Raw genomic sequence first — 21,167 nt, forward strand, 5'->3', positions numbered from 1 at the left:
GAATGCCTCATGCCGATGAAAATAGGTGAACGTTCTTTTGACAAACGAGTCCAGAAGGGAATCGACAACACATTTATGCGGGACGCTGTCAGTTCTGCGCAGGCTCGTTTTCAGTCCAACAAGGCAAAAGCGGAAGAGCAGCTCGGCCATTGGGAACAGTGGAGGGAGCTGTCCGAGGAAATTCGGGAGCATACGCTGGAAAACCTCGACTTTTATTTGGAGCAGCTGACTGAAAATGTAGTAAAAAACGGCGGTCACGTCTTTTTTGCCTCCACCGGAGAAGAAGCCAACGATTACGTGAAAAAGATTGCACAGGACAAGCAGGCTAAAAAAGTCATTAAAGCAAAATCAATGGTGACAGAAGAGATCAGTATGAACGAAGCGTTTGAAAGCGTGGGCTGCGAAGTGATTGAATCCGATCTCGGAGAATACATTCTCCAGCTCGACGATCATGATCCGCCTTCCCATATCGTGACGCCGGCACTTCATAAGAACAAAGAGCAGATTAGAGAAACGTTTGCCAATTTAAAAGGATACGATAAAACGTCCAAGCCGGAAGAACTGGCCCAGTTCGCGAGGGAACAGCTCCGCGAGGAGTTTTTGACCGCCGATATCGGCGTAACCGGCTGTAATTTCGCAGTAGCAGAATCAGGCAGTGTGGCTCTTGTTACCAATGAAGGAAATGCCCGGCTGTCGACAACCATCCCGAAAACCCATATCGCCGTAATGGGGATGGAGCGTATTGTGCCGACCTGGGAAGAGCTGGAGGTTCTTGTAACAATGCTCTGCCGCAGCGCGGTCGGCCAGAAGCTGACCAGCTATGTGACTGGATTGAGCGGACCGAGGGAAGAAGGAGACCTGGACGGTCCGGAAGAATTTCATTTAGTAATTGTGGATAACGGAAGATCCAATATCCTTGGCACCGCTTTTCAATCGGCTCTGCACTGTATCCGCTGTGCGGCCTGCATTAACGTTTGTCCGGTGTACCGCCATGTCGGCGGCCATTCCTATGGCTCCATTTATCCAGGGCCGATCGGCGCTGTGCTGACACCGCTCTTGGAAGGCTACGATGACCATAAAGATCTGCCTTATGCTTCGAGTCTTTGTGCCGCCTGTACAGACGCCTGTCCCGTGAAAATCCCGCTGCACGAGCTGTTGATTGAACACCGGAAAGTAATCACCGAACAGGAAAAAATGACGACACTGCCGGAACGATTCGCTATGAAAGGGTTCGGCATGCTTGCCAGTTCTCCGGCGCTTTTCCATATGGCAGAACAGGCCGCTCCGGCGATGATGTCCCCGTTCTCTAAAAATGGAAAAATAGAAAAGGGGCCGGGCCCGTTAAAAGACTGGACGAATGCCAGGGATTTCCCGGTACCGGAAAAAGAAACGTTTCGCAAATGGTTTAAAAGCCGGGAGAAGGAGGAGTCGTAATGGCAAAAGGAACGGTACAGAACCAGGAGACTTTTCTTCAGAACATTGCAGACAAATTGGGCAGGGAACGCCGCTCTACCGGGGTAACGCGTCCTGACTATAAACACAGCCCGCAATACGATATCCTTCGCGGGGCGACGACAAAAGAGATGGTGGACGTGTTAAAAGACCAGTGCCTTGCCATTCATACCGATGTAAAGGAAACGAATAAAGCCGGATTGGAAAAGGCACTCGAAGAAGTAATGGAAGAATATGAAGTGGATAAGGCCGTGGCCTGGGATGACCCCAGGTTTATAGAATACGGCCTGGAAACGTTCCTGCAGCGTCCTAATATGACGATCTGGGGAAGCGGACCGGATGAGGATAATATCCGTATCACCGAACAGGCAGAGGCAGGCATTACTTTTTCAGATTATACGCTGGCGGAATCCGGTACTGTCGTGTTAATGAACGGCGGAGGAAGAGGCCAGTCGGTCAGCCTGCTTCCAACGTATTATATTGCTATTATTCCCTATAGTACGATTGTACCGAGAATAACCCAGGCTGCCGGAGAAATTCACCGGCGTGTAGAAAATGGGGAACGCATCCCTTCCTGTATAAATTTCGTATCGGGACCAAGCAACAGCGCCGATATCGAAATGAATCTTGTCGTTGGCGTCCATGGACCGGTTCGTGCCTGCTATATATTGGTCGATGATATGTAGAACAGCATTTTTTCTGTGATATACTTTTGAGTAACCAACAGAAAAGGGAGTAAGGGCGGATGGCATTTAAGCAGATAGAAACGAAAAAAATATCGGAAATCGTACGGGCGCAGATTGAAGAAATGATCAAGCGCGGCGACGTGCAGCCCGGCGAAAAGCTGGATTCGGTAGTTCAGCTTGCCAGTCAGTTCCAGGTCAGCCGTTCAGCCGTCCGGGAGGCGCTGAGCGCGCTCCGGGCGGTCGGTATTGTAACAATTAAGCAGGGAGACGGCACGTTTGTAAATAAGTATGATTTCTCAGGCGTAGTCGATCCCATGAAAGCAGAGCGCATCATCTCCAAAAAAGAAATGATGGAACTGTTTGAAATTCGCAAGATCATAGAAGTAGGAGCGGCTGAGCTTGCCAGCCTGAATAGAAAAGAAGAACATCTGAAGTCGCTCGAAGCGGCATTGGATGGAATGAAGCGGGCTTCCGGCGGAGAGAATCTCGGCGAAAAAGCAGATATGGCCTTTCATCTGGCCCTTGCTTCCGGTACCGGTAATACGATTATGATAGATATGATGCACCAGCTCTCTGACACGCTTCAAAAAACAATGTTCGAAACCCGTAGAATCTGGCTGTATTCAGAGAAAAAAACATTACAGCGTCTCTATGAAGAGCATGAAAATATTTACGAGGCGGTCAAAAGCGGGGACGCGGCGGCGGCCCGCGAAAAAATGCTGGAGCATTTAACGAATGTAGAATCGACCATGATCCAGGGAATAAAAAAAGAATAAATTAAAGAGCAGGAGTTCTCAGTTGAGGCTCCTGTTTTTATTTAGTGAAATAATTACGTTTTAACGCTGATGGGAGTAGGGAAAAGGACCTGTAGTGAAGAGGTGAAAAGGGATTGTATACTGTATGGAAAGAAATGAAAGACAATGTTACCGCTGTGCTGCCGGTAACCATAGTGGTAATTATCCTGCAGCTGGTAGTATTATCGGTTGATTGGGCAGGAATGATTCAGTTCATGATTGGGGCGGCGATGGTAATCATAGGACTGGGTCTTTTTTTGGCAGGAGCAAAAATTGGCTTAATCCCGATCGGTGAAGACGTTGGAGCTATTCTGCCGGAGAAATTTTCACCGGTATGGATTGTGGTTTCCGGCTTTGTGCTCGGGTTCGTTGTAACGGTGGCTGAGCCGGATGTACGGATTTTAGCTACACAGATCGAAGATGCGGGAGCAGAATTTGTGTCCGAACCCGTATTAATTGGAACGATTGCTTTAGGGGTTGGTTTTTTTGTGGCGCTTGCTTTTTTGCGTAAGCTGCTGCAGATTCCGCTTTTATACATGCTGATTCCCGCTTATATTACGGTATTTATCGTTTCGTTATTTGTACCGGAAGAGTTTATTGCAATCGCATTTGATGCCGGCGGAGTAACAACAGGACCAATTACCGTACCATTTATTATTGCGCTGAGCGTGGGTATTACTGCGGTAGCCCAGGGCGACAAAGAAGGAACAGCTTCAGACAGTTTCGGCCTGGTGGCGATGGCTTCTATAGGTCCAATTCTCTCTGTTCTGCTGTTAGGGGTATTTTTCTATGAATGAGAACATGATGATATTTGATGGATTTTTGGAAGAAATAGTAGAGGTATTGGGAGCATTGGCGCCGCTGCTTGGTATCTTGATTCTTTTTATGATTTTCTTATTGCGAATTGATTTTCGGAAAGTAGTCCGGGTAATGATTGGAATTCTTCTGGCGGTTGTAGGCTTCAGCTTATTTCTGCAGGGGGTTAATATAGCCTTTCTCCCGGCAGGCCAGGACGTTGGTTCTGAAATGGCATCCGGCGATTATAAATACTGGCTGATTCCAACAGGCTTTCTGCTTGGTTTTGTAGCTACTTCCGCGGAACCGGCTGTCCGAGTGCTGACGTATGAAGTAGAAGAGGAGACAGGTGGTTCTATACGTGGAAAAGTCCTCCTGCTTACGCTTTCTATTGGTGTCGGACTTCTTGTGGCAGTAGCCATGACGCAGATTCTGATAGGGTTTCCATTGTGGTGGATACTTCTGCCGGGATATATCCTTGCTTTAGGCCTCGCCTTTGTAACGGATAAACGCTTTGTATCGATTGCTTTTGATTCAGGAGGAGTTGCGACCGGACCGATGACCGTTACTTTTATTCTCGCCATGGCAATCAGCGTTGCCGGTGAACTGGGAGATGGAGAAAGTGCGGTAATGGAAGGATTTGGTTTAGTGGCGCTCGTTGCGCTGGCTCCAATTCTGGCAGTTATTGTATTAGGTATCCTATTTAAACAAAAGAACGGACAGGAGGATAATGAAAATGAATCCAACTAATATGGAGCTTGTAACGGTGATTGTACCGAAAGGCAAAGCATCGAAGGTGATTAAAAGTGCCAAAAAAGCCGGTGCGGAAGGAGCGACCGTTTTTCACGGCAGAGGATCCGGCGTACATGAAGGCACAAAGAGACTCGGTATTAATATCGAGCCTGAAAAAGAAATTGTGCTTATCATCGTGCCTGAATCGATCCGCCGGGATGTGGTGGATTCGGTTACCGAGGCAGTGGATATGAATAAGAATGGTACAGGAATAGGATTTGTCGTGAACGTATCGGAGATGTTTGGGGTAAACCATAAAATTAAAGGCACGGAATAAAAAAGACGAACCCGGTTTATATCGGGTTCGTCTTTTTTATTTAAGAAGCTTCAGCAATTTTGTCTTCTTTTTTCAATTTCTTGTTAGTAACGACAATTTGTTTGATGTACCAGGCCAGGACGAGAAGCGTCAGAGTGCCTCCAATCAGCATGGAAGTCTGGTAAGGCATGCCAAGCCCTTCAGGTGCGTAGAAAATGTAGGTGCAGACAACAGCGGTCATGAACATGGCCGGTATGCCGCAGATCCAGTGAAATTTCCCGGATTTAAGCAGGTACATGCAGGCTGTCCAGAGCATTACCGTAGCGACAAGCTGATTTGTCCATCCTACGTATCTCCATAAAAAGGTGTAGTCGATCAGCGATAAAAAGATAGTAGGGATAACGACGGGAATCGTCAGCAGGATCAATGCCTTTCTTCCTTTTGTCTGGAAAAAGCGGCTTAATAACTCTGCAAGCATCATCCGCGAGGAGCGGAGTGCTGTGTCTCCTGTTGTAATCGGAAGAATGATCACTCCGAGTATGGCAAGAATACCGCCGAGTCCGCCAAGCAGAGAAATGGATATTTCGTTAACGGCCCCTGCAGGACCTCCGTTGGCAAGAGCCGCACCGAGTCCGTCGGTTCCGCCGAAGAAGGTCATACCGGCAGCCGCCCAGATAAGCGCAATAATCCCTTCGGCAATCATCGCACCGAAGAAAATCTTCCTGCCCTCTGATTCCTTTTTCATCGTTCTTGCAATAATCGGGCTCTGCGTACTGTGAAACCCGGAAATGGCGCCGCAGGAAATGGTAACCATAAGCAGCGGCCACAACGGCAGGTTATCCGGATGAAGATTGGAGAAGGTTAGATTCGGAATCGGCTGGCTGGAAAACACAAGAGCGCCGGCTATAGAAACGGCCATAAAGATAAGAATGCCGCCAAGTACAGGATAAATTTTTCCGATAATACGGTTAACCGGAAGCACAGAAGCAAAAAAGAAATAAACAAATATAATAGCAATCGCCATGCCGAATGTAAGCGGAGAAAGCTCAGCAATCAGCTGTGCGGGACCTGCAATAAAAGCAGCTGCTACTAAAATCATTAAACAGATGCTTACGATATTAATGCCCACCTGCATCGGTTTTCCGAGATACTTTCCGACGAGCGTTGGATACTGGGCGCCGTTATTCCGCATCGAAAGCATGCCTGAGAAATAGTCATGCACGGCTCCTGCGAAAATGCATCCGATTACAATCCAGATAAAGGCGACAGGGCCATACAGTGCGCCCAGCAGAGCCCCGAAAATCGGGCCGAGGCCGGCAATATTTAAAAGCTGGATTAAGCTGCCTTTCCACCAGCTGAGCGGTGCATAATCGGAATCATCGGGATTTTCGTAAGCCGGGGTCTGTTTATTATTATCGATCCCGAAGACTTTTTCGACAAATGAAGCATAAAAAATATACCCTGCGATAAGCAAGGCAATAGACACAAAGAATGTAATCATGACGACAAGCCTCCAGACAATAGAATGCACAATTCCTTTGCTTTGATAAAGGATAAAAGTGTTCGTCAAAAATTCTAACAACTTCCCTGTCTCGGCGCAAGGGTATTTTGACAAAAAAATTAGAAAATTCAGGAAAACGCTTCCTTTTTTATTTATAGAAATGCCTGAAACAGGTTTATATTGCTTTAGAATCGTGAATAAATAGTTAATTGGAAAGGCTGCCGGAGCAGACCTCAAGGAAGGAAGTTAAGCGATGGACAGTCTAGTGTTTACCATTATTTCCTGTCTTTTTTTTATGGGAGTTATTGCTGTTTATTCTTACTTAAAAACTAAGAATCAGGTGAATAGTTCCGATGGTTATTTCCTGGCTGGACGAGGATTGACGGGAGGATTTATCGCAGGCTCTCTTTTATTAACTAATCTTTCGGCCGAGCAGCTGATCGGACTGAACGGACAGGCATACAGCGCCAACATGTCCAATATGGCCTGGGAGGTAACGGCGGCATTTTCCGTAGTTATTCTTGCGCTGGTCCTGCTGCCAAGGTATTTAGGCGGGGCTTTCTCCACGCTTCCGGGTTTCCTGAGCAGCCGGTTTGACGACGGAGTCCGCCGCTACGTGGTCGTTTTATTTATGCTCGGGTACGGCTTTGTGACGATTCCTTCGGTGCTGTATTCAGGAGCAATTGCTGTGCTCCAGCTGTTTGATCTGCCTGGTTTAATGGGGATTTCCATTGAGCAGGCTGTATGGATTATGGTCTGGATGATTGGATTAATCGGGGCGGCCTACGCTATTTTTGGAGGATTAAAGGCTGTGGCCATTTCGGATACACTCAATGGCATTGGACTGCTTCTCGTTGGCTTGATCGTTCCTGTTATTGGATTAATCAGTCTCGGCAGCGGTAGTTTTTTAGATGGGATTTATACAATGACGACAACACATCCGGAAAAGCTGAACGCGATCGGTTCAAGTGATGATGCCATTCCGTTTGGGACGATCTTCACCGGGATGATATTTATGAATCTTTTTTATTGGGGGACCAACCAATACGTTATTCAAAGAACGCTTGGAGCCAAAAGCCTGGCAGAAGGGCAGAAAGGGGCGCTTTTAACCGGATTTTATAAGCTGTTGGTGCCCTTGATGATGATGATACCGGGCGTCATTGCCTTTCATTTGTACGGCGCACAGCTGGAGCCGATTGATTTAGCCTACCCGACGATTGTAGCGAACCTGCTGCCGGGCTTTCTTTCTGGCTTTTTCCTGGCTATGCTTCTTGGAGCCGTGTTTTCCAGTTTTAATTCTCTGTTAAACAGCGCCTCCACGATGTTTGCCTATGACATTTATAAAGCGGGTATTAATCCGCAGGCGACAGACACCCAGATGATCCGGGTAAGCAAATGGTTTGGAACCATACTGGCGCTTGTTTCCTTTTTTGTCGCACCGATGCTCATGAATGCACCGGATGGGCTGTGGAATATCATAAGAGAATTCACCGGTTTTTTTAACATCCCTATTATTACGATTGTGCTTGTTGGCATATTTACGAAAAGGGTGCCTGCAATTGGCGCTAAAATTGTTATTATTTTTCATGTGATCGCGTACTATTTTCTTTTGTGGGGGCTGCCGACATTTTTTGGGGTGGTGGTTCCTCTCAATTTTGTTCATATATCTGCGATACTCTTTGTTATTGAAACAGGAATTATGCTGGCGGCGGGTTGGATTCGTCCGTTGGAAAAGGAACACGAATTCTATGCTAACGAAAAAGTAGATATGACTCCCTGGAAGTACAGCCTGCCTGTAACAATTCTTCTTTTCAGTTTGGTTATACTAGCTTATCTTGTGTTTTCGCCGATTGGCGCAGCCTATGCAGGAGGCGTCGTATCCGGCTGGTTTTTCCCTGCGGTTGGGGGGCTGATGCTTGTAACAGTGGTTCTTTACGTGAAGGCTCTGCAGAGCTGGAGGGAAAAGTATGAAGACTTCGTCTATGTGACACACGAAAAGGCGGTCGAGCGGACGCTGGAACGTGAAAAAGAAGAGCGGTTAGGCTGACGGCTGTGATTAGGGCATCGTCAGCGCATTGGCAGCGGCAAGAAGAAAGCAGATGAAGAAAAAAAGGCTGATCTTCTTAAAAAAACGGGCTTCTTTATCCTGGCCGGCTTCTTTCATCCGGCTGGATCGAAATAAATAAGTCAGCGTGAAAAGCAGCGAAACAGAAACGGCAAGCGCCGTAAGGTCCTGTATGATCACAGCAATTAATGAAGCAGCTGCTGCGATGATCATGCCCAGCAGCCAAAGGGTTTCAAGTGATGGATTCATCGACTTTCCTCCTTTTTGAAAGTTTGTGTTTAGCATATCGGGATAGAGGGAATCTGTCTACTACGTGAATAGACTGGACAATTTCCTTTTCTTCGTGTATAATAAAAGATTCTCATATGCGAAGAAAAAATATATAATGTGAAAATATAAAGTTTTATAGATATTTGGCATTCAACCTAAGGTTTATGATAGAAACACCTTAATCACCTGGATCGGCTAAAGAGCCGTAAGAATGTAAGAGAAGGTAGGGCTTACATTGTTTAAGAAGTTTTACTGAACGATAATGGTGAATTTAACCGCGGCAGCACATTATATACAGCAAAGCAGTAATCAACAGCCTTACTGCTTGAGCAACTCTATTTTAAAATGGAAATTTTATTCTATTCGCAGCACAAAGGCGCCCCTACAGTGGATAACCACTCGGGGGCGCCTTTTCCAATGGAGCAAAGACAGGATATATAAATGTGCGGAAACGGCGCGTTTAATCAAGCCGTTTCCGCTTTTTATTGTCCAGCTGCAACGGCTGAACGCTTGGGGATTCTTCCCATTCCTCTTCGGAAGCAGGCTTCCTGCGAGAATGGTCCAGAACCCGGCGCGTTTAATCAAGCCGTTTCCGCTTTTATTTTAATAGTTAACGGATTCTTTTTCGGCTTCTGCGGCTGCCTGCAGAGCATCACGGTCTGTCAGGGACTGTTCGGATTCTTTGTCGAAAAAGTGTACTTTATTCATATCAATCGCGACTTTTAATCTGTCTCCAACGGATACATTGTCTCTGGAGTCGACGCGGGCGATAACTTCCTGGCCGCCCAGGTTGCTGTACAGGATCACGTCTGCTCCGTTCATTTCCGCTACTTCTACAGGAAGGTGGAACGTGGAATCCGGGAAGGAGTCCGTAAACAGAACTTCGGAATGAATGTCTTCCGGACGAATACCGAGTACAAGCTCTTTATCTATAAAGCCACCCTGGCGGATTTTCTTCATGGTGCCTTCCGGAACCGTAAGAACCGTTTCGTCGATGTGGAATTTATTATCCACGAGCTTACCTTCAAGGAAGTTCATCGCAGGAGAGCCGATGAAGCCGGCAACAAACATATTCACCGGGTGATCGTACACGTGCTTTGGTGAACCGACCTGCTGGACAAAGCCGTCTTTCATAATAACGATACGGGTGGCCATCGTCATCGCTTCTGTCTGGTCGTGAGTTACATAAATGGTAGTGGACTGCAGGCGCTTATGAAGCTTGATGATTTCTGCTCTCATCTGTACCCGGAGCTTTGCATCGAGGTTGGAAAGCGGCTCATCCATCAAGAACACTTTCGGATCTCTTACAATGGCACGGCCCAGGGCAACACGCTGGCGCTGACCGCCTGATAACGCTTTTGGTTTTCTTTTTAAGTATTCCTGCAGCCCGAGAATGGATGCCGCGTTTTGAACGCGCTTATCGATTTCTTCTTTTTTGAATTTTTTAAGCTTCAGGCCGAATGCCATATTATCGTATACGCTCATGTGTGGATACAAGGCGTAGTTTTGGAATACCATCGCGATATCGCGGTCTTTCGGAGGCAGGTCGTTTACTTTTACGTCATCTATAACGAGGTCTCCCTCTGAAATGTCCTCAAGTCCGGCAATCATGCGGAGGGTAGTGGACTTTCCACAGCCGGAAGGACCGACAAATACAATAAATTCTTTATCCTCAATATTTAAATTAAAATCCGTTACGGCGTTTGAGTCGCCTCCGTCGTAGCTTTTATAGATATTTTTTAAGTCAATCGTAGCCATGTATATGTTCCCCTTTCGGTTATGTGTGATAGGTTTTATTGTAAGCGTTATCTTTTAGTAAATATACAGGCAACTTTCACAAAAATAAACATAAAGCCTTCGTCATTTTGACGAAGGCTCAACGGATAGCATCAGCGAACATGGTTTTGATAACGTAGTAATAGGCCGCTGCATTAGGGAAATAACGAACATCCACGCCGGTCATAGAAGTAAGTTTATCGATGCGGTACTGCAGCGTGTTGCGGTGAAGGTGCAGGGTCTTTGCAGTAAGACTTATGTTCATATTCGATAAGAAAAAATGATACAGCGTATAAATGGTTTCCGGATCGGCCTCCAACCGTGCAAATAAGTAAGTGGCTGCTATACGCTTGTAGGATTCAGACAATCCGGGAAAGACAAACATTAGATGTTCGGCCATTTTAAATCCCCGGTAGGAAGGAAACAGGCGCTGATAGGCGGAAAATAAATGCGTTTCAAACTCGTACAGCTCGACCAGATTCTCCGTATAGTGGAGGTAGCGCCCTACATACAGCTTCATATCGGTAAGGAGGTCGCTTGTCATAATTTCTGCTAGTTCGACCGGGTGAAACCCGCTGTATTCAAACGGTTCCCGGCTCATAAGAATCACGAGGACCTGCCTGCTGCTGATTTCAAGAATAGTAAACGACTGCTGGAAATAGGAATCGACAATGATATGGATGTCCTGCCGGGACGATGCAATATCTTTTCCTTCTATATGTAGAAATTGAAAATAACTGAACGTTTCCAGATCTTTAGGGAGGCTGGTGCCGGCTCTTTTTAAATAAGATTCCCAGCTGTCTGCAGGAATATCCGGAGCTGCCGGTTCATCCGAAGCAAGAAAAAACTCCAGTATCTCAAGCTCCCGTCTTGTCAGGGAGCCGGGCTCTACCGCAACCCTGTCGCCGTCATCAAGCGTGAAAAATACATAGTCTCCTGCCTGCTCGTGGGGAATATCTGACGTGTGCTGAATGTTGGGAATGATAGATTTTAATTCTGCAAACATAATAGGACTCCTTTATATGTAATACCCTCAGTGTAGCGTATGCAGAAATAAAAGGAAATGTGTGATTACCCCTCTCCATGCGGTACAATAACACATTTCAGCCCATCTTTTCCAAGCGCAGCCTGAAATCCAGCTTTGGTTTCAGAAAGAGGAAATGTGTGGGTGACAAACTTGTCAAAAGGAAGCCGGCGTTCGTTGATCCACTGAACCGCTTCGAAATGACAGGCCCGGGATGCTCCGTGGGTTCCGCATACATTCAGCTCTTTATACAAAATCAGGTTGGTATTCAGCCCGCCCGATGCTCCTTTCGGAAGACCGGCAAAGAACAGCACATTGCCAAGCGTTTTTGCAATCGTGAGCGCTTCCTGCTGCACCGAAGGGGAAGGGGCCGTCACGATGACGGTATCGCAGCCATAGCCGCCGGTTTCTGCATTAATTCGCTGCTCTACATCCTCAGCAGCTGGATCGAGGCAGAGGTCCGCGCCGAGATCCAGCGCGAACCGGCGTCTCGGGGCAGAGCGCTGGACCGCAATAACTCTTTCGGCTCCCATCTTTTTCAACGCCGCAATAAACATACATCCGATGGCGCCGGCGCCGTAAACGACGACGGTCTGTCCGGCGGCGGCTTTCACTTTTTTCAGTCCGCTTAACACACAGGCGAACGGTTCGGACAAGCTGGCTTCTACAAAAGAAATGCCCGGGGCTGTCCGCTGGATCGATCCCCGCTCCACGAAAGCTCTCGGCAGAAGCATATACTCCGCAAATCCCCCGTCTATCTGGTAACCAATCGATTCCCCAAGCCGGCAGTGATGCCCTAAATCCTGAAGGCAGTACAGGCACGTTCCACAGGGGATGTGGGCACCGAGTGTTACGGTATCTCCTTTTTTCCAGAGAGCCGCTTCGCTGCCGTTTTCTATAATTTCCCCGGCTATTTCATGGCCGGTTATACGTGGAAAGCTTACCCGTTTGTCCCCATTTTTATAAATCCGCAGATCTGATCCGCAGATTCCGACGGCACCGACTTTTAACAATACTTCATGCGGCCCGGGCCGGGGGATCTCTGTCTGTCTGTGCGTTAACGTTTCTTTGTCCGTTAAGTATATGGCATTCATCATATCCGGCTGTCCTCCTTTTTGAACTGAAGCGACTCCCGCATAAAGCGGCGGACCGTCTCGATTTCTGCCGAAGTTCTTGCCGGCTCCCAATGAAAACGGCTGGCAAATACCGAAGCTGCGTCTTCCAGCGAAGAAGCTGCTTTATCAGGATCAAACAGCACGAGGCTCGTGCGGCGCTCAAAGAAATCCATAAGCGTACATGCTGATTCATGTTCAATCGTATAAGCGGCTTCCCCTTTGATCAAATGGCCATCTGCTTCCTGAATCGATTGAAGGACTTTTTCGGCGTTCCGACCGTAGCGGTAGAAGTATTCCTCCACTGTCCGGGGGGAAAGGTCTGCTGCGGCATGAGAGGATTTCAACTCCTGCAGGCACGATTCAAAATGAAAGTCACTGCCGAAAGCGCCGCCGGTTAATGGAATATCTGCTGTGCGGGAAGACGACGCCAGCAAATTTCCCTTTTTGCAGATAAATTCAAGCACCCGTTCCGCCATTTTTCGGTATCCGGTTAGTTTGCCGCCGGCAATCGTGACAAGGCCGGAATCGGAATAAAAAATATCGTCATGACGGGATAGTTCCGCCGGCGGCATCCCTTTTTCCCCGATAAGAGGACGGACGCCCGCCCAGCTTGAAATAATATCGTCCACGGATAAAGAAAGGGAAGGAAAGGCAGTATGCAGACAGGACAGCAGATAGTCCACTTCCACCCGCTCCACTAGAATGTGTTCGATGTCCTCTTCATATAAAGATTCCGTGGAGCCGACGTAAGTGCAGCCGTCTCTTGGAATGACGGCAATCATTCGGCCTTTATGCTGAAAATAAATCGACTCTGCCACAGGAAGCCGGTCGTGGGGAAAAACAATATGAATGCCTTTGGCCAGCACCATATGTTTTCCTGTAACGGGCGCATCTTTGATTCTTACCTTATCAACCCAGGGGCCGGCCGCATTCACAATAAAATCCGCATAAATGGTATAAGAGCAGCCGGTTTCCATATCTACAGCTTTTATACCGATCGCTTTTCCTGTTTCATCTTTTATGAGTTCTTCCATTGAAACGTAGTTAGCGGCAAGGGCCCCGTGCTCTGCTGCTGTTTTGACGACTTCCAGCGTCAGGCGGCTGTCATCTGTACGGTATTCCACATAATGGCCGCTTCCTTTCACTAATTTAGGGTTAAGGAGCGGTTCTGTTTTGAGTGTCTTTCGGCGCGGCAGCACCTCATGGCGTTCATCGTCAGATACGCCTGCCAGCTGGTCATAGACGGTAAGGCCTAGCTTCAGGGTAGGCAGCGTGAAAGATTCATTTTTAAGCAGCGGAAACAGCATCCGGATCGGGCGCACGAGATGCCTGGCGTTGCGGTACACAATATCCCGCTCCCTCCCGGTTTCTTTAATAACAGCAAAATCAAGCTGCTGCAGGTATTTTAATCCGCCGTGAATCAGCTTGCCTGACTTGCTGCTCGTTCCGGAAGCAAAGTCTTTTTTTTCGATCAGTCCGGTGCGCAGGCCCCGGGAAGCCGCGTCCAGTGCAATTCCGCTTCCTGTAATTCCTCCTCCGATAATTAAAATATTCAACGGCTTTTCAGCCATGTGCTCCAATAGGGACTGCCGGCTGAGAGCAGAAAAATCAGATGGTGTCATAACGTCCTCCTTTTACAATTGTTCTACCACTGTTCATATGAAAGAAAGTTTACGCTAATAATATAGCGCTTTCATTTTAACGTCAACAATATTTATTTTTAAAAGTAACTTATTAGACAATTGAAATAAGTTTTTGTTGACAAAAAGAGAAAATCTCCTTACGATGTTTACAAACGTAACAATATAGAACAATTGTAATAAAGGAGATGGGTTCAGATGACGGATTGGGCAGCGCAGCAACCGGAAGAGGTATTAAAAGACTGGCTCAGGCAGATGCATCTTATTCGTTTTTTTGATGAAAAAGTAGATGAGTTTTTTGCCAAGGGAATGATTCACGGGACCACTCATCTATGCGTCGGACAGGAAGCGTCAGCGGTAGGGGCCTGTGCTCCGCTGCAGGAAGACGACATGATTACAAGCACGCACCGCGGCCACGGCCACTGCATTGCGAAAGGCGCAGAGCCGGACCGGATGATGGCCGAGCTGTTTGGACGGGTAACCGGCTACTGCAAAGGCAAGGGCGGATCGATGCACATTGCTGATGTGGAGAAAGGAAATCTCGGGGCAAACGGCATTGTCGGCGGAGGTATCCCGCTTGCAGTGGGTGCTGCACTGACGTCGCAGATGAAAAAACAGGGCAAGGTAGCCGTATGTTTCTTCGGGGACGGAGCGACAAATGAAGGAAGCTTTCATGAATCGTTGAATCTTGCTTCCATCTGGAAGCTGCCGGTCGTGTTTGTCTGCGAAAATAATCAGTACGGTATGTCCGGCCCGGTAAAGGACATGGTCAATATTGAAGACATTGCCGAACGCGGCGCATCCTACGGCATTCCCGGAAAAGTAGTGGACGGCAACAACCTGCTCGAAATGGCGAATGTGATGGAAGAAGCCGTCACCCAGGCGAGATCGGGAAGCGGTCCGGTACTGATTGAAGCGAAAACTTACCGCTGGAAAGGCCACTCCAAGAGTGATGCCAAAAAATACCGCACACGGGAAGAAGAAAAAGACTGGCGCATCAATAAAGATCCAATCAAACGCTTTGAAGAATGGCTTCTGGAAGAAGGCAGGCTGACGAAAGAAGAAGCAGATTCGATCAGGCAGTCCGCGCTGGAGGAGATCAACCGGGCAGTTGAATTTGCAGAAAACAGCGAAGAGCCATCCATGGATACGATTCTGGAAGATGTCTACGCTTAATTATAAGGAGGGTGTGTCGTGAGAGAGATAACGTACGCAGAAGCAGTTCGGGAAGGATTAAGCCAGCGCATGCGGGAAGACAGTGACGTCTTTGTGCTTGGAGAGGATATTGGTGTATACGGCGGAGCATTCGGCGTGACGAGGGGAATGATTGAAGAGTTTGGGCCGGAGCGGATCCGCAACACGCCGATTTCGGAGGCGGCGATTACCGGAGCGGCGGTGGGAGCGGCATTAACGGGCATGAAGCCTGTGCTGGAACTGCAGTTTTCCGATTTTATTACGATTGCGATGGATCAGCTCGTAAACCAGGCGGCGAAAGTGCGGTATATGTACGGCGGCAAAGGCCATGTGCCTATGGTCGTGCGGACGCCCTCCGGATCAGGGACAGGTGCTGCGGCCCAGCATTCCCAGAGTCTCGAAGCATGGGTGGCGCATATTCCGGGGCTGAAAGTAGTACAGCCCTCCACTGCCTACGACGCCAAAGGTTTGTTGAAAGCAGCGATGGAAGACCCGAACCCGGTCATTTTTTATGAACATAAAGTGTTGTATAAATCAAAATCGGACGTGCCGGAAGAGGAATATACGATTCCACTTGGAAAAGCGGATATCAAAAAAGAGGGCACGGATGTCACAATTATTGCGACGGCCATTATGGTCCATAAAGCGCTGGAAGCAGCCGAAGAGCTTGAGAACCGGGGAATCAGCGTGGAAGTCGTGGATCCGCGAACGCTCGTGCCGCTTGATGAAGAAACGATTGTGAATTCCGTTTCGAAAACCGGCCGGGTGATTATTGTCCACGAAGCAGTAAAGCGGGGAGGATTCGGCGGCGAAATTGCAGGAGTGATCGCAGAAAGCGAAGCGTTCGACTATCTGGATGCGCCTATCCGGCGGCTCGGAGCCCTTCCGATTCCTGTTCCCTACAATCCCGTATTGGAAAAAGCAATGATTCCTCAGGTGGAGGATATTATTAAAGCCGTGGAAGAAACGATGCGCGGAGCATAAAGGAGGGAATAAAATGGCGAAGGAAATTTTTATGCCGAAGCTGAGCAGCACGATGGAAACAGGCACGCTGCTGCAGTGGTTTAAAGAAGAAGGCGAGCAGGTGGACGTCGGAGATCCGGTATTTGAGATTATGACCGATAAGATAAATATAGAGGTAGAAGCCTATGAAGAAGGCATTCTGCTGAAAAAATATTATGGAGTGGACGACGAAATCCCGGTAAACGGTATTGTCGGCTATATTGGAAAGGCAGGCGAAGAAGTGCCTGAACAGCCCGACGGCCCGGCAGAAACGAATTCAGAGGAAGCCCCTATGGAGGCAGTGATGCCTGGTGAAGCTGAAGCTTCCTCCGGCAGCCGTGTACGGGCAACCCCTGCGGCACGAAAAGCGGCTTTGGAAACGGGCGTGGATCTATCAACGCTTAAGGGGAGCGGTCCGAATGGACGTATTCATAAAAAGGACGCAGCGGCTGCAAAACAACGGACGAAACGAATCACTCCGCTCGCAGAAAAGACAGCCGCCGATACGGGAGTCGATCTGGAAACAATCCAGGGAAGCGGTCCGAACGGGAAAATCTACCGCAAAGATGTAGAACGGCCCGAAGAGCCGGCGCCCGCTGCGGCTTCCGAAGCATACGAAGGCACCCGTCGATTTATCGGAGAGCGCATGCAGCAGAGCAGCAGCGAAATCCCCCACGTCACGCTTAATACAGAAATAGATGCTTCTGCTTTAAAGAAAATGAGGCTGGAGCTGCTGCCGGTAATCGAAAAGAAAACCGGGAAACGTCTGTCCTATAACGATATTCTTGTTAAAGCGCTCGGCGAGGTGCTGATTTCGCATCCGCAGATTAATGCGACATTTGAACAGAACAGTATTACCCGGCATCAAGAGGCGCACATCGGCATAGCGGTTGCAGCTGATATTGGACTGATGGTCCCTGTACTGCGTAATGTAGAAAAGAAAAGCCTGTCGGTTATCGTTCAGGAAAGCAAGGAGCTTGCGGCGAAAGCAAGAGACGGCCGTACCAAGCCGGATGACATGAAACAAGGTACCTTTACGATCAGTAACCTGGGCATGTATGCCGTCGATACTTTTAATCCAATCATTAATCAGCCCCAGGCAGCGATTCTCGGGGTAGGAAGAATGCAGGACAAAGTCATTGCGGTAAACGGCGCAGCGGAAGTGCGGCCGATTCTCTCCCTAAGCCTTTCGTTTGATCACCGTATTGTGGACGGGGCGCCGGCGGCTGCGTTTTTAACGGAGCTGAAAGAAAAGCTCGAATCCCCGTATGAGCTTTTAATATAGGAGGCAGAAACAAATGCAGACATACGATATTGTGATTGTTGGAGGAGGACCCGGCGGCTACACAGCTGCGTCCCGGGCGGCTGCCCTTGGGCAGAGAACCGCGTTGGTGGAAGCGGCGGACCTTGGCGGTACATGCCTGAACAGGGGGTGTATCCCTTCGAAGACGTACCTTCGTCATGCAGAAGCTTACAGGGAAGTGCTCCACGCCGGGCAGTTCGGGATTGAAACAGGTGATGTTCAGTTTTCCTATGCCTCCATGCTGGAGCGGAAAAATAACGTTATTAATACGCTTCGTAAAGGCGTGGCCTCGCTGATGAAAGCCGGAAAAATTGATGTGATTCGGGGCAGGGGCACAATTCACCCGGACTTAACCGTCAGCGTGGATGATGGCGGCACAGAAACAGTCATTCAGGGAAAGAAAATTGTTGCCGCTATGGGTTCTACTCCAGCTGTACCCCCAATTAAAGGCATCGAGCAGTCTGCTTATCATACGAGTGACACGATTTTTGAAATGGACCGCATGCCGGAGCGCCTGACGATTATCGGGGCGGGTTATATTGGTGTGGAATTTGCCAGTATTTATGCTGCATTTGGCGTTGAAGTTACGCTCGTTGAGATGGCCGACCGGATTATTCCGCTCGAAGACAGCGATGCCGGTGATGAGTTAAAGCGGACGCTGTTGGAGCAGAACGTAACGATCCTCACAAATACGGCAGTAGAAGAAATTAAAGACGGAAGCCGCACAGTGATCAATAAAGACGGCAGCCGGTCCTTGCTCGAAGCAGACGTACTGCTCGTTTCCACGGGGAGGCGCGCCAATCTGGAGGCACTGGCCGAATTGAATCTAAAAAAAGACGGCCCCTATATCCATACCAATAAAATGATGCAGACGAGCCATCCGGATATTTATGCGATTGGCGATCTGGCAGGAGGGTGGCAGCTGGCGCATGCAGCAAGTGCAGAAGGCACGATTGCAGCCGAGCACGCCTCCGGTGAAACCCCGAATATTAATATGCAGCTTATACCGAGATGTATTTATACGTATCCGGAAGTCGCTTCAGTCGGATTCAGCGAAGCGGAACTGCAAAAAGACGGACGTGTCTACAAAACGAGCAAAACACCGCTGCGAATCAATGGGAAATCGTTGACGGCCGGCAATACAAAAGGATTTATGAAGCTTTTTTCCGATGAAAAATATGGGGAGATTCTGGGTGCCGTGTTAGTTGGGCCGCACGTGACGGAAATGATTGCCGAGCCGGAAGCTTTTATGCAGCTGGAAGGAACGCTTGAAGAATGGAAGGCGATGGTTCATCCGCATCCTACACTATCAGAAAGTCTGCACGAGACGGCAGTTTCTCTGCTGAATAAACGATAAATAGAGACCAGAGTTTATTTTTGTTTTTTATTGGAACATATGTAACCAAGATGCCCAGGCTAATGATATACTGGGAAAAAGTTTGATATGTCTAATGAAAAAAGGAAGAACAACATGCTGAATTGGGAAGAACGCAGAATGATCGTGAAAGCAGCAAAGCTTTACTACGCAGAGGGGTGGACACAGGCCCAGATTGCAAAAAAAAACGGCGTGTCCCGGCCGGTCATATCAAAATTGTTGAACCGGGCAAAAGAAGAAGGAATTGTGGAAGTCTATATTAAAGATAAAACCGTACAGACAGTAGAGCTTGAGCAGAAGCTTGAAAAAAAATACGGACTGAAAGAAGTCATTGTTACAGCCGGCGCGGGATATACGCCGGAAATGGTGCTGCGCCAGCTCGGCAAAGCCGGCGCTTCCTACTTATCAAAACGTTTAACAGGTAACAAAAAAATCGGTATCTCCTGGGGGGCTTCCGTTCATGCGCTGATTTCGGAATATCCTTACGAGCGCAGGGAGAAGGCGCATGTCGTACCGCTTATTGGAGGCATGGGAAGTAATTTTGTACACCTGCACTCCAATCAGCTGAGCTTTCATTTCGCACAGAAGCTGAACACGAGCTGTTCGTATTTATACGCCCCGGCGATGGTGGAGTCCGATGACCTGAAGAACCGGCTCACCGCTTCAAAAGACATAGCAGAAGTATTGGAAGAAGGAAGAAATGTTGATATAGCAGTAGTTGGGATTGGAAATCCGGTCGTGCAGTCGACGATGGAAAAGATGGGCTACATTCACGAAAATGATATTGCCTCGTTGAAAAAATCACAGGCGGTAGGCGATATTAACTCCAGTTTTTTCGATTCACTCGGCCATAAAGTCGACCACCCGTTAAATGATCGTGTGATCGGCTTGAATTTAGAAGAAATTAAACAGATTCCTGAAGTAGTGGCCATCGTCGAAGGGGCGCATAAAATCAACAGTGTCCATGCGGCTTTAACAGGCGGCTATATTGACGTATTAATCATTGACGACAGTATGGCACAGGCTCTGGCGGAAGAATAATAAACGTCCGGTGCCTGTGGAACGGAGATTATTTTTTTAATTTTCAAAAAACCACTTGACTTAAAATTGAAAGCGCTTTATTATATTTACAAACGTAACTAACCATTACAAATGTAAATGAGGTGGCAGTATGTGGGGAACATTTATTTTCATTTTTGCCGGCATGTGGACGCTGCAGTTTTTAATGACGCAATGGCAGGTGAAGCAGTATAAGGCGAAGGTAAATAGACTGAGCGGTAAAAAAACAGGATTTCTTGGCACGGGCTACTACAAAAAGCGTTTCGGTTTTGGAGCGGTAGCCATTTTAATCAGTGATACAGAAGGGTTCATCAAAGAAGCCCACGTAATGAGAGGATTAACTATTTTTGCAAAATTCAAAGAAAAGCCGGAATGGGAAGGGCTGTCACTGGAAGAATGCCGCTTTTACCAGGGTGGAAAAGAAAAAGAACGCTTTGCCATCCAGAATGCACTTGAACTGATTATTAAAGAAAAAGCAAACAGAGACAAGGAGGAGAGAGTATGGATTTCTTAATTGCAGCAGCAGAGGGTTTTATCGGCATGTTTCAGGCCGGCGGGGATACATTTATCGGACTCGTTACAGGGATTATACCGCTTCTGATCTGCTTAATTACCGCCGTTAATGCCCTTATCAAATTTATCGGGGAAGAAAGGGTGTTCTCTTTCGCACAGAAGTGTACGAAAAATATCATCCTTCGCTACACGATCTTTCCACTGATGGCTGTATTCTTTTTAACAAACCCGATGTGCTACACATTCGGACGCTTTCTCCCGGAGCGCCAGAAGCCGGCTTTCTACGACTCATCGGTTTCCTTCGTTCATCCGATTACCGGACTCTTCCCTCACGCCAATCCAGCTGAACTGTTTGTTTATACAGGAATTGCAGCCGGCATTACACAGCTTGGATTGTCGCTTGGGCCGCTCGCGATTCGTTTTTTCATCGTTGGGATCATTGTAATGCTGCTTCGCGGCATTGTAACGGAAATTATTTCAAACAGAATGTTTAAAAACAAAGAGCGGGAAGCGGCAGAAGCACAAGCCGCCTCTTCATAATCGGAGGGATAAATC

General features: G+C 48.0%; 20 protein-coding genes. 14 read left to right on the forward strand and 6 right to left on the reverse strand.

Going from position 1 to position 21,167, the window contains the following annotated elements; genetic code table 11:
• Positions 1-9 precede the first annotated feature (9 nt).
• The 6 genes from AC5W14_RS11165 (at position 10) to AC5W14_RS11190 (ending at position 4,796) form a co-directional block, all read left to right on the forward strand.
• A complete protein-coding gene (locus AC5W14_RS11165; RefSeq protein WP_496194426.1) occupies positions 10-1,434 on the forward strand; it encodes a LutB/LldF family L-lactate oxidation iron-sulfur protein in 1,425 nt (474 codons plus the stop codon).
• Positions 1,434-2,138, forward strand: a complete 705-nt coding sequence (locus AC5W14_RS11170) for a LutC/YkgG family protein (RefSeq protein WP_496194427.1) — start codon at positions 1,434-1,436, stop codon at positions 2,136-2,138. Before AC5W14_RS11165 ends, AC5W14_RS11170 begins: the two co-directional genes overlap by 1 nt.
• A gap of 59 nt (positions 2,139-2,197) precedes the next feature.
• Positions 2,198-2,914, forward strand: coding sequence for a FadR/GntR family transcriptional regulator (locus tag AC5W14_RS11175; RefSeq protein WP_496057833.1), 717 nt, complete (start codon positions 2,198-2,200; stop codon positions 2,912-2,914).
• 134 nt (positions 2,915-3,048) lie between these two features.
• A complete protein-coding gene (locus AC5W14_RS11180) occupies positions 3,049-3,729 on the forward strand; it encodes a DUF1538 domain-containing protein (protein WP_496194428.1) in 681 nt (226 codons plus the stop codon).
• The gene (locus AC5W14_RS11185) at positions 3,722-4,477 is read left to right on the forward strand and encodes a DUF1538 domain-containing protein (protein WP_496194429.1); all 756 of its coding nucleotides are present in this window, start codon (positions 3,722-3,724) and stop codon (positions 4,475-4,477) included. The genes AC5W14_RS11180 and AC5W14_RS11185 overlap by 8 nt, the downstream gene beginning before the upstream one ends.
• Positions 4,464-4,796 carry a P-II family nitrogen regulator gene (locus tag AC5W14_RS11190; protein WP_496057830.1) on the forward strand — a complete coding sequence of 111 codons (333 nt, stop codon included), beginning with the start codon at positions 4,464-4,466 and terminating at the stop codon, positions 4,794-4,796. The genes AC5W14_RS11185 and AC5W14_RS11190 overlap by 14 nt, the downstream gene beginning before the upstream one ends.
• 40 nt (positions 4,797-4,836) lie before the next feature.
• Here AC5W14_RS11190 and AC5W14_RS11195 read toward each other — a convergent pair whose 3' ends face one another.
• Complete coding sequence (locus AC5W14_RS11195) at positions 4,837-6,276, reverse strand: carbon starvation CstA family protein (RefSeq protein ID WP_496194430.1); 1,440 nt, start codon at positions 6,274-6,276, stop codon at positions 4,837-4,839.
• Between the two features lie 253 nt (positions 6,277-6,529).
• Here AC5W14_RS11195 and AC5W14_RS11200 point away from each other — a divergent pair, with 253 nt between their 5' ends.
• A complete protein-coding gene (locus AC5W14_RS11200; RefSeq protein ID WP_496194431.1) occupies positions 6,530-8,323 on the forward strand; it encodes a solute:sodium symporter family transporter in 1,794 nt (597 codons plus the stop codon).
• 9 nt (positions 8,324-8,332) lie between these two features.
• Here AC5W14_RS11200 and AC5W14_RS11205 read toward each other — a convergent pair whose 3' ends face one another.
• The 5 genes from AC5W14_RS11205 to AC5W14_RS11225 all read right to left on the reverse strand — a co-directional run bounded on the left by AC5W14_RS11205 (position 8,333) and on the right by AC5W14_RS11225 (position 14,148).
• A complete protein-coding gene (locus AC5W14_RS11205; protein WP_496057827.1) occupies positions 8,333-8,590 on the reverse strand; it encodes a hypothetical protein in 258 nt (85 codons plus the stop codon).
• Between the two features lie 624 nt (positions 8,591-9,214).
• Complete coding sequence (locus tag AC5W14_RS11210) at positions 9,215-10,369, reverse strand: ABC transporter ATP-binding protein (protein ID WP_496057825.1); 1,155 nt, start codon at positions 10,367-10,369, stop codon at positions 9,215-9,217.
• Between the two features lie 118 nt (positions 10,370-10,487).
• Positions 10,488-11,393, reverse strand: coding sequence for a helix-turn-helix domain-containing protein (locus tag AC5W14_RS11215; RefSeq protein ID WP_496057824.1), 906 nt, complete (start codon positions 11,391-11,393; stop codon positions 10,488-10,490).
• A 65-nt stretch (positions 11,394-11,458) separates the two neighbouring features.
• Positions 11,459-12,508: an alcohol dehydrogenase catalytic domain-containing protein gene (locus AC5W14_RS11220; RefSeq protein WP_496194432.1), complete on the reverse strand. Its 1,050-nt coding sequence runs from the start codon at positions 12,506-12,508 to the stop codon at positions 11,459-11,461.
• The gene (locus tag AC5W14_RS11225) at positions 12,505-14,148 is read right to left on the reverse strand and encodes a glycerol-3-phosphate dehydrogenase/oxidase (RefSeq protein WP_496194433.1); all 1,644 of its coding nucleotides are present in this window, start codon (positions 14,146-14,148) and stop codon (positions 12,505-12,507) included. Before AC5W14_RS11225 ends, AC5W14_RS11220 begins: the two co-directional genes overlap by 4 nt.
• Positions 14,149-14,364: 216 nt before the next feature.
• On the opposite strand from AC5W14_RS11225, the gene AC5W14_RS11230 reads away from it, so the two are divergent.
• The 7 genes from AC5W14_RS11230 to srlA all read left to right on the forward strand — a co-directional run bounded on the left by AC5W14_RS11230 (position 14,365) and on the right by srlA (position 21,152).
• Positions 14,365-15,342 carry a thiamine pyrophosphate-dependent dehydrogenase E1 component subunit alpha gene (locus AC5W14_RS11230; RefSeq protein ID WP_496194434.1) on the forward strand — a complete coding sequence of 326 codons (978 nt, stop codon included), beginning with the start codon at positions 14,365-14,367 and terminating at the stop codon, positions 15,340-15,342.
• Positions 15,343-15,360: 18 nt separating this feature from the next.
• Positions 15,361-16,344, forward strand: coding sequence for an alpha-ketoacid dehydrogenase subunit beta (locus AC5W14_RS11235; RefSeq protein WP_496057810.1), 984 nt, complete (start codon positions 15,361-15,363; stop codon positions 16,342-16,344).
• Positions 16,345-16,357: 13 nt separating this feature from the next.
• The gene (locus AC5W14_RS11240) at positions 16,358-17,647 is read left to right on the forward strand and encodes a dihydrolipoamide acetyltransferase family protein (protein WP_496194435.1); all 1,290 of its coding nucleotides are present in this window, start codon (positions 16,358-16,360) and stop codon (positions 17,645-17,647) included.
• 13 nt (positions 17,648-17,660) lie between these two features.
• Positions 17,661-19,022: a dihydrolipoyl dehydrogenase gene (gene lpdA, locus AC5W14_RS11245; RefSeq protein ID WP_496057808.1), complete on the forward strand. Its 1,362-nt coding sequence runs from the start codon at positions 17,661-17,663 to the stop codon at positions 19,020-19,022.
• Positions 19,023-19,136: 114 nt separating this feature from the next.
• Positions 19,137-20,081 carry a sugar-binding transcriptional regulator gene (locus AC5W14_RS11250; RefSeq protein WP_496194436.1) on the forward strand — a complete coding sequence of 315 codons (945 nt, stop codon included), beginning with the start codon at positions 19,137-19,139 and terminating at the stop codon, positions 20,079-20,081.
• Between the two features lie 130 nt (positions 20,082-20,211).
• A complete protein-coding gene (locus AC5W14_RS11255) occupies positions 20,212-20,613 on the forward strand; it encodes a transcriptional regulator GutM (protein ID WP_496057806.1) in 402 nt (133 codons plus the stop codon).
• A complete protein-coding gene (srlA, locus tag AC5W14_RS11260) occupies positions 20,601-21,152 on the forward strand; it encodes a PTS glucitol/sorbitol transporter subunit IIC (protein ID WP_496057805.1) in 552 nt (183 codons plus the stop codon). Before AC5W14_RS11255 ends, srlA begins: the two co-directional genes overlap by 13 nt.
• Positions 21,153-21,167: the final 15 nt, after the last annotated feature.

This window comes from Sinobaca sp. TMA16-18, assembly GCF_059510535.1.

Coding starts and splice junctions, on each gene's coding strand:
- lpdA (WP_496057808.1), top strand. CDS start 17,661: ATGCAGACATACGATATTGTGATTGTTGGAGGAGGACCCGGCGGCTAC.
- AC5W14_RS11255 (WP_496057806.1), top strand. CDS start 20,212: ATGTGGGGAACATTTATTTTCATTTTTGCCGGCATGTGGACGCTGCAG.
- AC5W14_RS11225 (WP_496194433.1), bottom strand. CDS start 14,148: ATGACACCATCTGATTTTTCTGCTCTCAGCCGGCAGTCCCTATTGGAG.
- AC5W14_RS11210 (WP_496057825.1), bottom strand. CDS start 10,369: ATGGCTACGATTGACTTAAAAAATATCTATAAAAGCTACGACGGAGGC.
- AC5W14_RS11220 (WP_496194432.1), bottom strand. CDS start 12,508: ATGATGAATGCCATATACTTAACGGACAAAGAAACGTTAACGCACAGA.
- AC5W14_RS11195 (WP_496194430.1), bottom strand. CDS start 6,276: ATGATTACATTCTTTGTGTCTATTGCCTTGCTTATCGCAGGGTATATT.
- AC5W14_RS11165 (WP_496194426.1), top strand. CDS start 10: ATGCCGATGAAAATAGGTGAACGTTCTTTTGACAAACGAGTCCAGAAG.
- srlA (WP_496057805.1), top strand. CDS start 20,601: ATGGATTTCTTAATTGCAGCAGCAGAGGGTTTTATCGGCATGTTTCAG.
- AC5W14_RS11180 (WP_496194428.1), top strand. CDS start 3,049: ATGAAAGACAATGTTACCGCTGTGCTGCCGGTAACCATAGTGGTAATT.
- AC5W14_RS11175 (WP_496057833.1), top strand. CDS start 2,198: ATGGCATTTAAGCAGATAGAAACGAAAAAAATATCGGAAATCGTACGG.
- AC5W14_RS11250 (WP_496194436.1), top strand. CDS start 19,137: ATGCTGAATTGGGAAGAACGCAGAATGATCGTGAAAGCAGCAAAGCTT.
- AC5W14_RS11215 (WP_496057824.1), bottom strand. CDS start 11,393: ATGTTTGCAGAATTAAAATCTATCATTCCCAACATTCAGCACACGTCA.
- AC5W14_RS11240 (WP_496194435.1), top strand. CDS start 16,358: ATGGCGAAGGAAATTTTTATGCCGAAGCTGAGCAGCACGATGGAAACA.
- AC5W14_RS11230 (WP_496194434.1), top strand. CDS start 14,365: ATGACGGATTGGGCAGCGCAGCAACCGGAAGAGGTATTAAAAGACTGG.
- AC5W14_RS11185 (WP_496194429.1), top strand. CDS start 3,722: ATGAATGAGAACATGATGATATTTGATGGATTTTTGGAAGAAATAGTA.
- AC5W14_RS11205 (WP_496057827.1), bottom strand. CDS start 8,590: ATGAATCCATCACTTGAAACCCTTTGGCTGCTGGGCATGATCATCGCA.
- AC5W14_RS11170 (WP_496194427.1), top strand. CDS start 1,434: ATGGCAAAAGGAACGGTACAGAACCAGGAGACTTTTCTTCAGAACATT.
- AC5W14_RS11190 (WP_496057830.1), top strand. CDS start 4,464: ATGAATCCAACTAATATGGAGCTTGTAACGGTGATTGTACCGAAAGGC.
- AC5W14_RS11200 (WP_496194431.1), top strand. CDS start 6,530: ATGGACAGTCTAGTGTTTACCATTATTTCCTGTCTTTTTTTTATGGGA.